Annotated in this window: 12 protein-coding genes; 6 read left to right on the forward strand and 6 right to left on the reverse strand. The window is 57.2% G+C overall.

From position 1 onward, the window contains the following. Window positions 1–111: 111 nt before the first annotated feature. Complete coding sequence (locus ACWKV9_RS14960; RefSeq protein ID WP_483836884.1) at window positions 112–1,266, reverse strand: alpha-hydroxy acid oxidase; 1,155 nt, start codon at window positions 1,264–1,266, stop codon at window positions 112–114. Window positions 1,267–1,518: 252 nt separating this feature from the next. Here ACWKV9_RS14960 and ACWKV9_RS14965 point away from each other — a divergent pair, with 252 nt between their 5' ends. Next, window positions 1,519–2,658 (forward strand): alpha/beta hydrolase, encoded by a 1,140-nt coding sequence (locus tag ACWKV9_RS14965; protein WP_483836907.1) that lies wholly within the window; start codon window positions 1,519–1,521, stop codon window positions 2,656–2,658. Window positions 2,659–2,953: 295 nt separating this feature from the next. Here ACWKV9_RS14965 and ACWKV9_RS14970 read toward each other — a convergent pair whose 3' ends face one another. Beyond that, window positions 2,954–3,670 carry a FadR/GntR family transcriptional regulator gene (locus tag ACWKV9_RS14970; protein ID WP_483836885.1) on the reverse strand — a complete coding sequence of 239 codons (717 nt, stop codon included), beginning with the start codon at window positions 3,668–3,670 and terminating at the stop codon, window positions 2,954–2,956. A gap of 371 nt (window positions 3,671–4,041) precedes the next feature. On the opposite strand from ACWKV9_RS14970, the gene ACWKV9_RS14975 reads away from it, so the two are divergent. From ACWKV9_RS14975 to pncA, 5 genes are all read left to right on the forward strand, one after another. Then, window positions 4,042–5,391, forward strand: coding sequence for an MFS transporter (locus ACWKV9_RS14975; protein WP_483836886.1), 1,350 nt, complete (start codon window positions 4,042–4,044; stop codon window positions 5,389–5,391). 49 nt (window positions 5,392–5,440) lie between these two features. Further along, on the forward strand, window positions 5,441–6,793 hold the full coding sequence (gudD, locus tag ACWKV9_RS14980) for a glucarate dehydratase (RefSeq protein ID WP_483836887.1): 1,353 nt from the start codon (window positions 5,441–5,443) through the stop codon (window positions 6,791–6,793). A gap of 202 nt (window positions 6,794–6,995) precedes the next feature. Next, entirely contained in the window at window positions 6,996–7,649 is a 654-nt protein-coding gene (locus tag ACWKV9_RS14985) for a DUF1345 domain-containing protein (RefSeq protein WP_483836888.1), read from the forward strand. Between the two features lie 126 nt (window positions 7,650–7,775). Then, window positions 7,776–8,741 carry a D-2-hydroxyacid dehydrogenase family protein gene (locus ACWKV9_RS14990; protein WP_483836889.1) on the forward strand — a complete coding sequence of 322 codons (966 nt, stop codon included), beginning with the start codon at window positions 7,776–7,778 and terminating at the stop codon, window positions 8,739–8,741. Window positions 8,742–8,888: 147 nt separating this feature from the next. Continuing rightward, window positions 8,889–9,551, forward strand: coding sequence for a bifunctional nicotinamidase/pyrazinamidase (pncA, locus tag ACWKV9_RS14995; RefSeq protein WP_483836890.1), 663 nt, complete (start codon window positions 8,889–8,891; stop codon window positions 9,549–9,551). A 328-nt stretch (window positions 9,552–9,879) separates the two neighbouring features. Here pncA and ACWKV9_RS15000 read toward each other — a convergent pair whose 3' ends face one another. The 4 genes from ACWKV9_RS15000 to ACWKV9_RS15015 all read right to left on the reverse strand — a co-directional run. After that, a complete protein-coding gene (locus ACWKV9_RS15000; protein WP_483836891.1) occupies window positions 9,880–10,158 on the reverse strand; it encodes a hypothetical protein in 279 nt (92 codons plus the stop codon). Between the two features lie 131 nt (window positions 10,159–10,289). After that, complete coding sequence (locus ACWKV9_RS15005; protein ID WP_483836908.1) at window positions 10,290–10,604, reverse strand: HNH/endonuclease VII fold putative polymorphic toxin; 315 nt, start codon at window positions 10,602–10,604, stop codon at window positions 10,290–10,292. Between the two features lie 67 nt (window positions 10,605–10,671). Next, a complete protein-coding gene (locus ACWKV9_RS15010) occupies window positions 10,672–11,133 on the reverse strand; it encodes a hypothetical protein (RefSeq protein ID WP_483836892.1) in 462 nt (153 codons plus the stop codon). 153 nt (window positions 11,134–11,286) lie between these two features. Further along, the coding region (locus tag ACWKV9_RS15015; RefSeq protein WP_483836893.1) for an RHS repeat domain-containing protein at window positions 11,287–12,363 on the reverse strand (1,077 nt) is incomplete at its 5' end.

The raw sequence follows: 12,363 nt of genomic DNA on the forward strand, positions 1-12,363 counted from the left end.
AGTGGGAGGGAGCTTGCTCGCGAAAGGTGGCAAGACTAACAAGGCATTAGCGCCTGACAATACCTATCGCGAGCAAGCTCCCTCCTACACGTGTAGCTGGCAAGACCGCACTCAACCTCCAGACAAATGCCGCTTCTCAATCGCCTTCACCGACGTCACGCCGAGCAGGCCCATGTCGCGGCTGATTTCGCCGGTGATCAGTTGTAACGCGTGGGCAACGCCCGTTTGGCCGGCGATGGCGGCGGCGTAGTTGAAAGGGCGGCCGATGAGCACGGCGTCGGCGCCCAATGCCAGCGCTTTGAGGACGTCAGTGCCGCGGCGCACGCCGCTGTCGAGCAGGAGGGTCATGCCGTCTGCCACATCGACGATTTCCGGCAGTACCAACAGCGGCGCCACACTTGCGTCCAGCTGTCGGCCGCCGTGGTTGGAGACGACCACGCCGTCGATTCCAAGATTTTTACAGCGCAGCACATCTGGCGCGTTGAGCACGCCCTTGATCACCATCGGTCCGTTCCACTGCTTGCGGATCGAGGCCAGGTGCTCCCAATGCAGATGCCCACGGTCGGAAAAGTCTCGCACCACGCTGGACGACAGCACCGGCGCGCCGCGGGTGGCGTAGTTGTTTTCGAAGTGGGGCATACCGTGTTTGAAAATCGTTTTCAGGAACGTGCCGAGCAACCAGCGCGGATGGGTCACCCCTTGCCAGGCCAGGGCAGCGCTGGGCCGCAGCGGCGTCGAAAATCCTGCACGGATATTGTTTTCTCGGTTGCCGGACACCGGCGTATCAACGGTGATCACCAGGGTTTGCACCTTCGCCCTGGCGACTCGCGCGATCAAGGCATCTATCTGTTCCTGCTTGCCCGGCAGGTACGCTTGAAACCAGGTGCGCGGTGCGGCTTCGATCACCTCCTCCAGCCGAATCAGCGAAGACCCGCTCATGATGCACGGCACGTTTGCTTCGGCCGCCGCCTGCGCCATGATCAGGTCGCCGCGATAGCTGGTGAGCGCCGAAATGCCCATCGGCGCGATCCCGACCGGCGAGCTGTAGCGATGGCCGAACAGCTCGACACCGGTATCACGCCTGGATACGTCCACCAGCACATCGGGCTTGAAACCATAGCGCGCGAAAGAGCGGCGATTGGCGTCCAGCGAATGGCCGTCCTCGACTGCACCCGAGACGTAGGCAAACAGCGGTTTGGGCAGTATTTTGCGAGCGCCCTCCTCAAAATCGTGAAGGGACAGATAGCGGTGCAGAGAATCTGACACGAGGTGTCTCCAGGCCAACTTTATGTGGGCGGCGAGCCACAGGATGGGCTCGCAGTGCCGACTGTACCCAGTTACCGGTCAGCAAAAAAGCCAACAAGCTCGGCAGAATCATTTTGCGCGCAGCCACTCTCACACCTGAAGCCCGCTGTTTGCTGCGCTTTCAGAGGCGCACGATGACAGCCCATCTCATTGACAGGAGCGCTCCGAACCTTGGCAAAAAACCGCTTGGCTCTTCTACTGCCATTGTTTGCCCTGCAAGCGTGCGCCTCGACCAGCCCGCCACTTGGGCAGTCCAGTTTTGCCCAATACCGCCAGCAAACCATCGAGTGGATGCAGCAGCACCGCACCTTCCAGACCGACGATCACGCTGTCGAGCTTGAGTGGAACGCGCCCCACGAATGGCGGCCCGCCGGCAAACCGAAAAGCGGAATTCTGCTGGTACACGGGCTTGGTGATTCGCCGTGGTCGTTCAATGATGTGGGCACCACCCTCGCCGCCCAAGGCTTTCTGGTGCGCACGGTGTTGCTGCCGGGGCACGGCACGCAGCCTTCGGACATGCTCGATGTCACGCTCAAACAGTGGCAGCAGGTGGTGCGCGAACAGACGCAGATTCTGGCGCGCGAGGTGCCGAAGGTGTATCTGGGCGGGTTCTCGACAGGCGTCAATCTGGTGCTCGATTACGCCTATGAACACGATGACATCGCCGGGCTGGTGCTGTTTTCTCCGGCGTTTCGTCCGGAAAACACCTACGCCTGGGTGACCCAATACATCGGCTGGTTCAAGCCTTGGCTGGCCAAACCCAATGACGGCATCCGACCGATGCAGACGCCGGTTCGGTACCTGAACGTGCCCACCAATGGTTTTGCGCAGTTCTACCGCAGCGCGTTGATGGCCCAGGCACGCTTGAAGCAGCGCACCTACGACAAACCGGTGTTCGTGGCGATCACCCAGCATGATTCGGTACTGAACACCGCCTACGTGCTGGACAATTTCAACCAACGCTTCAGCCATCCGGCCAGCCGTCTGATCTGGTATGGCGACAATCCGGCGCCTGCCGCGAAAACCCCACGGGTGCTGGTGCGCAACGATTACATGCCGCAGTACCGCATCGCTCAGTTCTCGCACATGGGCCTGATGTTTTCTCCCGATAACCCCCTGTACGGCAAGGACGGCACCCAGCGTATTTGCTGGAACGGTCAGGAGACGGCCGACATGCACAAATGCCTGAATGGCGAACAGGTCTGGTATTCGGACTGGGGTCATCGGGAACCGGGCAAAGTGTTTGCGCGACTGACCTTCAACCCGTATTACGACTGGCAGTCCCAGGTGATGGTGCAGGTGCTGGGCGATGCGGGGGCGTTGGTCAAGACGCCGGAACACGTTGCGCCGTGATCTGTAGGAGCGAACTTGTTCGCGAGGTGGGTGCACCGTTGGGACATGTTCAGCGCCGATAAACCGCCTCGCGAACAAGTTCGCTCCTACAGAAGACTTTGGACGCCACAGCAATCTGATATAAGTCCAAATCCCGTGGGAGCGGACCTGTCCGCGAAGAGGCCTATAAATCCCACACATTTGCAGCGCCTGACCGATTGCATTCGCGGACAGGTCCGCTCCCACAAAATCCGTGCCCGTCTGCAGTGCCGATACACCGCCTCGCGAACACGTTCGCTCCTGCAGGAATGCGGGATCACTCCACCGGCGCAAGGCGCTCGCGGCTGTTACTCAGATGCGTCCACATGGCTGCCCTCGCCGCGTCCGGGTCCTGGCGGCGGATGGCGCTGAGGATGGCCTCGTGTTCGAGGTTGGCAAGATAGGCGTGCCGCGTCAGGTTGGCCCCAGCCCGCTCGCTGGTGGCGATGCTGCTGCGCGGGATGATGGTCGCGCCTAAGTGCTGCATGATCTCGACGAAATATGGGTTGCCGGTAGCTTCGGCAATCAGCCGATGGAAGCGCTTGTCGGGCTCCACGCAACTGTCTTCTTTGGCAAGCAGGTCCTGATAATCGTCCAGTGCCTGGCGCATCGCAGTCAGGTGCTCGTGGGTGCGACGCATGGCCGCCAGCGCCACCGCCTGGGTTTCCAGCCCCATGCGCAATTCGATGATATGGCGCACGCTGAACGCCGTTTCCACCTTCAAATGCAGGCCACTTTGCTCTGCACGCTGGAGCACAAACGTGCCTTTGCCCTGATGGGTTTCCACCAGCCCCGACGCCTGCAATTTGGAAATCGCCTCGCGCACCACCGTGCGGCTGACACCGTACTGGCCGACGATTTCGCTCTCGGACGGCAACTTGTCCCCCGGCGCGATCTTGCCCATGAGAATGCGTTGGCTGAGATCAGTGACCAGATCGGTCGCCAGGCTGTGGACGCGTCGTTTGGGGATCAGGTTTTGGGTGGGGTCTTGCATGGAGTCGGCTCCGAAAGCCTGGGTCGAGAAGCGGCGAGCATATCACCCAGCACATGAGCGACCGGATCTTGCCTTCTCGAACTTGTCTTTTTAAACGGGTTTGCTGTCAGACAACGATCAGAATTCAACTCTCCCCCACCACCCCTCAAGCATGGCACCCCCTGAATACGAGCCTTGAACCCAGACCATCCCGCTCATTGAACTTGTATGACAGGTACAAAATAAACCCGATGAAATAACCTGGATATCCAGCAAATTCAGTTGCCACACAGCACTTAACTTGTATGATGACTGGCAACAGGGCAATGACCCTCGTTACACACACCCCAAGCTACAACCCGCATAAAAATAATCAGTGGGAGTCAACAAAAGTGAACGCATCCTCTACCGGGGCGCATGACAGCCCGGATTCCGTCCTGCAATCGGCGGTCTCTAAAGTCAAACGCCACATTCTTCCGCTGTTTGTCATCATGTTCATCGTCAACTACATCGACCGGGTCAACATCGGTTTCGTGCGTAGTCACATGGAACACGATCTGGGCATCGGTGCCGCCGCTTACGGTTTCGGCGCCGGGCTGTTCTTCATCGCTTACGCGCTGTTCGAAGTCCCCTCCAACATCCTCATGCAGAAAGTCGGTGCGCGCATCTGGCTGACCCGGATCATGTTTACCTGGGGCATCGTCGCTGCGTGCATGGCCTTCATCCAGACTGAAACCCACTTCTATATCCTGCGTTTTCTGCTGGGTGTGGCTGAAGCTGGCTTCTTCCCCGGTGTGATCTATTACTTCACCCGCTGGTTGCCTGGCGTTGAGCGCGGCAAGGCCATCGCAATCTTCCTCAGCGGTTCGGCGTTTGCCTCGGTCATCTCCGGTCCGTTGTCCGGCCTGTTGCTGCAAATCGAAGGCTTCGGGATGCATGGCTGGCAGTGGATGTACCTCATCGAAGGCCTGTTCTCAGTATTCCTGTGCGTCTTCGTCTGGTTCTGGCTGGATTCAAAACCCCAAGACGCCAAGTGGATGAATCAGGCTGAAAAAGACGCCCTGACAAAGGCCATCGACGACGAACAAGCGGCTCGTGAAGCAGCGAGCCCAGTGAAGCTGTCCATCGGCAAGCTGCTCAAAGACCGGCAGATTCTGATGTTCTGCCTGATGTACTTCTTCATTCAGCTGACCATCTACGCCGCCACCTTCTGGCTGCCGAGCATCATCAAGAAAATGGGCGATCTCTCGGACATCCAGGTTGGCCTGTTCAACTCGATCCCCTGGTTCATCGCCATCGTCGCCATGTACGGGTTCGCCTCGCTGTCGGCCAAGTGGAAGCATCAACAAGCCTGGGTGGCCGGCGCTCTGTTGATCGCTGCAGCCGGGATGTTCATGTCCACCATTGGCGGGCCGATATTCGCCTTCATCGCCATCTGTTTTGCGGCCATGGGTTTCAAGTCTGCCTCGTCGCTGTTCTGGCCGATCCCTCAGGGTTATCTGGATGCGCGGATTGCCGCCGGGGTGATTGCGCTGATCAACTCGGTGGGCAACCTGGGCGGCTTCGTCGCCCCGACAACCTTCGGTTTGCTGGAGCAACACACCGGATCGATCCAGGGCGGGCTGTATGGCCTGACTGCTACGTCGATCATCGCCGCGGTGCTGGTGTTCTTCGTTCGCACCACCAAAAAGCACGACCCTGCGCCGGTCGCTTCGGGAACTCCGACCACCGCGCACCCTTGATTTCCGACCATTGATTGAGCTGTCAAAGCACCAAGCCAAGGATTAAACAATGAGCACTCAAAACAATCAGCACACCGGCAACGCCCCAGTCATCACTGATTTGCAGATCGTGCCGGTGGCCGGTCACGACGACATGCTGCTTAACCTGAGCGGCGCCCACGGCCCTTACTTCACTCGCAACATCGTGATCATCAAGGACAACGCCGGGCACACCGGCGTCGGCGAAATTCCCGGTGGCGAGCGAATTCGCCAGACCCTGGAAGACGCCCGCTCGCTGGTGGTCGGTAAGACCATCGGCACGTACCAGAAGATTCTCAACGATGTACGTCACGCCTTCGCCGAGCGGGATTCCGGCGGCCGTGGCCTGCAGACTTTTGACCTGCGCATCACCATTCACGCAGTCACCGGTCTTGAAGCCGCCCTGCTCGACTTGCTGGGCCAGCACCTTGAAGTGCCGGTTGCCGCCCTGCTCGGCGAAGGCCAGCAGCGTGACGAAGTGAAGATGCTTGGGTATCTGTTCTATGTCGGCGATCAGAAGAAAACCAACCTGGCCTACCGCACCGAAGAAGACGCCGACAACGACTGGTTCCGCGTACGTCACGAAGAAGCCCTGACCCCGGAAACGGTGGTGCGGCTGGCAGAAGCTGCGCATCAGCGTTATGGCTTCGAGGACTTCAAACTCAAGGGCGGCGTGCTCAGCGGCGATGCGGAAATCGAAGCAGTGACCGCGCTGGCCGAACGCTTCCCGAAAGCGCGCATTACCCTGGACCCCAACGGCGCATGGTCGTTGAAAGAAGCCATCCGCCTGTGCCGCGATCAGCACAAGGTGCTGGCCTACGCCGAAGATCCGTGCGGCGCTGAAAACGGTTACTCCGGCCGCGAAGTCATGGCCGAGTTCCGCCGCGCCACCGGCCTGCGCACCGCCACCAACATGATCGCCACCGACTGGCGTGAAATGGGCCACGCGATCCAGCTGCAATCGGTAGACATCCCGCTGGCCGACCCGCACTTCTGGACCATGCAGGGTTCAGTGCGAGTGGCGCAGATGTGCAACGAATGGGGCCTGACCTGGGGTTCACATTCCAATAACCACTTCGATATCTCGCTGGCGATGTTCACCCACGTGGCGGCTGCTGCGCCGGGCGACATCACCGCCATCGACACCCACTGGATCTGGCAGGACGGCCAGCGCCTGACAAAAGAGCCGCTGCAAATCGTCGGCGGTAACGTGCAGGTGCCGAAGAAACCGGGCCTGGGCGTTGAGCTGGACATGGACCAGGTGGCCAAAGCTCACGAGCTGTACAAAGGCATGGGCTTGGGCGCGCGGGACGATGCGGCCGCGATGCAGTTCCTGATTCCGGACTGGAAGTTCAACAACAAGGCGCCGTGTTTGGTGCGTTAAGCACGGAGCTTCAAACCTCAAGCTTCAAGCTTCAAGCTGCAAGTTAAAGGCACAGGGCCCTGACTCCGGCGCTTGTAGCCTGCAGCTCGCAGCCCAACATTCTTGCCACTTGGCGACCGGCGCGTAACCCCTTGCGCGCCGTTTTTCTTTGCGCTGTCGCTGCATGCTAATGTGCCCGCATGTCCCTGCCGCGAAGCCTGCCATGCCCCTCCTTTCCCAGACTCACCCTCGCCTTTCCATCGCAGTTGCCTTGGGCGTGGCGACGGGTATCGCTTGTGCTTTTCTCGCCCCGCACATCACGTTGATCACCAAATGTCTGATCGCCTGGAACGTTGGCGTGTGGATTTATCTGGTGCTGATCATGCTGCGTACCTCGCGCTCCAAGGCTGAAGACGTCAAACGCATTGCCGAGATCGAAGACGAAAACGCAGGGCTGGTGCTGATGATGGTGTGCGTGGCGGCGATTGCCAGTCTGGCAGCCATCGTTCTTGAGTTATCGGGCGCGAAAGCCATGCAGCCGGGGGACAAGGCGCTGCATTACGCGTTTACCGGCCTTACGATCGTTGGCTCATGGCTAATCACGGGGGTGATTTTCAGCCTGCATTACGCGCGGCTGTTTTATACCTGGCGCGGCAAAGAACCCGCGCTGCGCTTCGCCGATGGCGAGCTGAACCCCGATTATTGGGACTTTCTGTACTTCTCTTTCACCCTCAGCGTCGCCGTGCAGACCTCTGATGTCGGTGTCGCCACCCGCGCGCTGCGCAAAGTGGTGCTGGCGCAATCGTTGATCGGGTTTGTGTTCAATACAGCCATTCTTGGCTTCTCGATCAATATCGCGGCCGGATTGTTTGGCTGAAGCGAGGCGTGTTCTGCGGGGGGAAAATCACATGAAATCTCCATGCACCCTGTTCCACTGACCCAGGCCGGGGCGTAGTGTGGGCGCCACAAATCCAATGTCTTGTTTGAATGAGGCCTCTCCCAAATGACTCAGGCTGCTCCTGTGAAAATCGCAGTAATCGATGACTGGCAATCGGTGGCCAGCGACGTAGTGGACTGGTCCGCGCTGGACGCCATCGGCGAAGTGAGTTTCCTGCATGAATTCCCTGCGGACACTGCAGCCATGGTCGCGCGGCTAAAGGATTTCGAAGTGATCTGCGTGATGCGCGAACGTACGATTTTCGATGAGGCGCTGCTCAGCCAATTGCCGAAACTCAAATTGCTGGTCACCGGCGGCATGCGCAATGCCGCGCTGGACCTGGCAGCGACCAAGCGCCTGGGCATTCAAGTGGCCGGCACCGAGAGCTACAAGTTCGCTGCGCCGGAACTGACCTGGGCTCTGATCATGGGCGTGACCCGCAATATCGTCGATGAGGCCAACTCCCTGCGCGCCGGCAATTGGCAGATCGGCATTGGCAGCGATCTGTATGGCAAGACGCTGGGCATCGTCGGGTTGGGCAGCATCGGGCAGAAGATTGCCAAATACGGCCAGGCGTTCGACATGAAGGTCATCGCCTGGAGCGAAAACCTTACCGCCGAACGTGCTGCCGAGCATGGCGTGACCTACGTCAGCAAGGCCGAGCTGTTCGAGCAGTCGGATGTGGTTTCGGTGAACCTGGTGCTCAGTGATCGTAGCCGGGGGCTGGTGGACGCCGAGTCGCTGAACCGGATGAAGCCGACGGCATATCTGGTTAACACGGCGCGCGGTCCGATTGTCGATGAAGACGCGTTGGTGCAAGTGCTCAAGCAGAAGAAAATCGCTGGCGCAGGGCTGGATGTGTATGGCCAGGAACCGCTGCCAGCCGATCATCCGTTCCGTTCACTGCCCAATTTGCTCGCCACGCCCCATGTGGGCTACGTGACCGAGAACAATTACCGGATGTTCTTTAGCCAGATGATTGAAGACATACAGGCGTGGCACGCGGGGTCGCCGATTCGGTTGTTTGGCTGACTGGGTCGATCCACCGTGGGAGCGGACCTGTCCGCGAAGGCGATGTTCCAGACGCTGAAAATGTATCGAATGTACGTAAGTCTTCGCGGACAGATCCGCTCCCACAAGTGCCGCGCCGACACCAAGAATTTTCATCAAGGACTTTAGATGACGACCCCATCCCTCCCCCTCCAACGCTCGGACCCGCGCTGCGCCTTGCTGGTCATCGACATGCAATACGACTTCCTCCCCGGCGGTGCGCTGGCGGTGGCCGATGGCGATTCGGTGGTGCCGTTGATCAATCGCCTGGGCGCGCAATTTCGCAACGTGGTGATCACGCAGGACTGGCACCCGGCAGGCCACATTTCCTTCGCGTCGACCCATGCCGGGCGTGCGCCGTTCGACAGCATCGCCCTGCCCTACGGCCCGCAAACTTTGTGGCCGGACCACTGCGTGCAAGCCACCCATGGCGCTGACCTGCACGCCGACCTGCACCTGCCCCATGCGCAGTTGATTCTGCGCAAGGGCTGCAATATCGGAATCGACAGCTACTCGGCGTTCATCGAAGGTGATCGCACGACCCACACGGGGCTGGCGGGGTATCTGAAAGAGAGAGGCATCGACAGCGTGTTTGTGGTCGGTCTGGCGCTTGATTTCTGCGTGGCCTGGTCGGCACTGGATGCGCGCACGGCGGGGTTCAATACCTGGGTGATCGAGGATGCCTGCCGGGCGATTGATCTGGAGGGGTCGCTGGATAAAGCATGGGCCCAGATGCTGGCGGCGGGGGTTGGTCGGGTTGATAGCACAAAAATGCTGAGCCCTCCCCTGTAGGAGCCAACTTGTTGGCGAGACGTTCTTAGGCGTACACATGATCACGTCTCGCGAATAAATTCGCTCCTACAGAGGTTTCGCTCGAAGAGTAATCAGCGCTTACCAAAGGCGAAATCAGTCAGGTTCGCGCCTGCATCCGATACCGTACCCATTCATCTGGCAGCTCGGCGTCAATGGACTTAAGGGGTCCGTCCCCTTTTTTCGGGGGAGTATTAGAAAAAGTGTCGTAGCCCAGGTCGGTTTCGCCGTTGCAGGAACCGTATTATCTAAAGCTCAGGCCATGTGCGTCGGTCATGCACGGAAATGCTATGTAGGCTTGCCCATACGACTAATAGCCGTATATCCATAGCTCTTCAAAAACATGTTCCACATCAAATTCATCTAACAGATTTTCAAAGTCATCCTGAGTATCGGGCAATAACAATCCAATTCCATCTAAATTGTCAACCTTGACATAGGCTGCCCAAGCGACTTGCATCCTAGAGTTTCTTATCAACTCAGAAGCTGTTATCCCCGGCCATAATTTATTTAAGTATTTCCCGTGAAAACTAGAGTTGCATGACATAGCAGAGATTATTCCCGCTTCATCGTAGTAAATGGTTAGCATACCCTCATTTATCACTGTACAGCTTAGCCTTTGGATAGCCTAGAAACGACGACATCAATCTGCTCGCCGATAGCTACCCCGCCTAGAGAATACTTAGGAACTATCTTCGTGCTGATATCCATGATTTGCACCTACGTAGGTGCGTTCATCAGAATTCCGTCGAGGAAGACGGGGCTGTCAACTATCTTTTCATACTTGGTGAAGCCTGTAGGTCCTATTCGTCCTTGCACCTCTCCGTTTCGGTATACTTCCCAATAGCTTGCCTGATGCAGTCCGCCCCCTGGACGATAATCTAATACATCCACTTCTGGAGGCCTGACGTTGAAGTGTGGATCACCTCCTCGTCTCGCGTTAGCTTTTTCATGACCTAGGCTGTGTTCCTGGATGATGATTGATTTGTTTATTCTATTTGTAGTAGTACTGCCGCGCTTTGATGATTTTGCTATTTTGCATTAAAAATTTCTGTCTCTTTTTATGTGGATTGATGCTCTATTCGTTATCGCTTCTAATTACTCACCAGGCCTTTAGTTCCTCTATAGATTTAAGTGCGCAATAATCAACGCCCATGGCCTTTGCATGAAATTTTATTTTCTCTTTGGTTGCTACGTCAAAAAACGCCAGATGGAGCCCTCCAGTATTGATTTCTATTTTTCCCAAGAAAAATTCGCACTTGTTCGCAACTAAACTTGATATTACCGATGCTGGGATTTTTCCGTCTTCAGAGATGGATTGTAATAATGGCTTTACAAGTATTGATTTCTCGTCGGTTTCTTTTCTGTATTTTCTTCGAAGATTTTTTATTGCCTCAGCTTGATGGTAGCTAGATAATTCATACTCCAGTTCTTTTGCATATATTTGATCCTTTATTAAAAAAAGCCCGTTCCCTAGCGGTATTTTTGCATCAAGGAGTTTTTGACGAGTATTATTCCAATAAAGAAGCGGTTCAAAAATACTGGTGAGTAAAGTTTTAGCCATGGCCGTATCAAAACCATAGGGTCCGTACCCGTCTGGGTTTACATTGTACTGGTAACAAATGCAATATCCCTCAGGTAATGCTGGCTCTGTCGAAGATATCTCGACTACATAATTTTTCTCTAGCGGATACTCTATGATTCGTTCCATATTTTCCTACCAAACAAATACAATTTTTTCGCCTTTCGGATTTGTGGCGTGGATGTGTCCAGAGTCATGATGTTTTGGCACGTTGGGTTTGCCCGCATCAGGATGGCCATCTGGGTGCTCGAAATAACCATTTTTCCCGGGATGCGGAAGTTCTCTACCCAGCTTTTTAGTTCCTCTGGTCTTCATCGCAATCCAGTTTTTACCTCTGCTGTCATCAAAGAGGTCATTAATCGGGATGTTTTTCCCGCCTAAAGAAGTCCTTGGTACTTGCGCATAATTTTTTGCTAGGGCGTACGCATGTCGTCGGCTTCGCGCCTTGATAACGACACAACTCCACCCCCAAGGATCAATCCATCCCACCGGGTTAGGCGCATATTGGTACAGATTGATCCCGCCCGACAAGCCGATCGGGTCGGGGGTGGTGAAGCGGCCGATGTCGGGGTCGTAGTAGCGGAAGGTGTTGTAGTGCAGGCCGGTTTCGCGGTCCAGGTATTGGCCCTGGAAGCGCAGGTTTTGATGGATGCCGTAGCCCAGGTCGCGGGTTTCCTGGAGGGCGTGGCCCCATATCTCGAAGGTCGCGCTCCACACGGTTTCGCCGTCGCTGCCGGTGAGCCGTTCGGGCAGGCCGTTGACGTCGTTGTGGTAGTAGCGGGTGATCGAGTGGGTGCCCTGGCTTTCGACCCGGGCCAGTGGTTCGTAGCCGTCGTCGGCGTACACGTAAAGCGTGGTGCGGCCATAGCGCTGTTCTTGCAGCAGGCGCAGGCCTTCCCAGATGAAGGCGATATTTTCGAGTTCGTAGCCTTCCGGGGCGTGTTCGGTTTTGCCGATGCGCCGGCCGAGCGGGTCGTAGGTCATGCGCACGACGTTGCCGTTCTGGCCCTTCACTTCGATCAGCCGGTGTTCGGCGTCGTAGGCGAAGGTTTGCCGGCCGCGTTGGCGGCAGTGTTTTTCGATCATTCGCCCGAAGCCGTCATAACGGTAGGACGTGTCCCGATACCTCAACAGCTGGTTGTGGACCACCGGCGGGGTGCTGTTTTTCGGGCCGTCGAGCAGGTTCGCGGCGGGGTCGTAGGCCAGGGTTTC

The organism is Pseudomonas corni, from assembly GCF_057128765.1.

Bases quoted from the DNA above. Each gene is read 5' to 3' on its own strand.
- pncA (WP_483836890.1), top strand. From the start codon at position 8,889: ATGACGACCCCATCCCTCCCCCTCCAACGCTCGGACCCGCGCTGCGCC.
- ACWKV9_RS14990 (WP_483836889.1), top strand. From the start codon at position 7,776: ATGACTCAGGCTGCTCCTGTGAAAATCGCAGTAATCGATGACTGGCAA.
- ACWKV9_RS15010 (WP_483836892.1), bottom strand. From the start codon at position 11,133: ATGGCTAAAACTTTACTCACCAGTATTTTTGAACCGCTTCTTTATTGG.
- ACWKV9_RS15000 (WP_483836891.1), bottom strand. From the start codon at position 10,158: ATGCTAACCATTTACTACGATGAAGCGGGAATAATCTCTGCTATGTCA.
- gudD (WP_483836887.1), top strand. From the start codon at position 5,441: ATGAGCACTCAAAACAATCAGCACACCGGCAACGCCCCAGTCATCACT.
- ACWKV9_RS14970 (WP_483836885.1), bottom strand. From the start codon at position 3,670: ATGCAAGACCCCACCCAAAACCTGATCCCCAAACGACGCGTCCACAGC.
- ACWKV9_RS14985 (WP_483836888.1), top strand. From the start codon at position 6,996: ATGCCCCTCCTTTCCCAGACTCACCCTCGCCTTTCCATCGCAGTTGCC.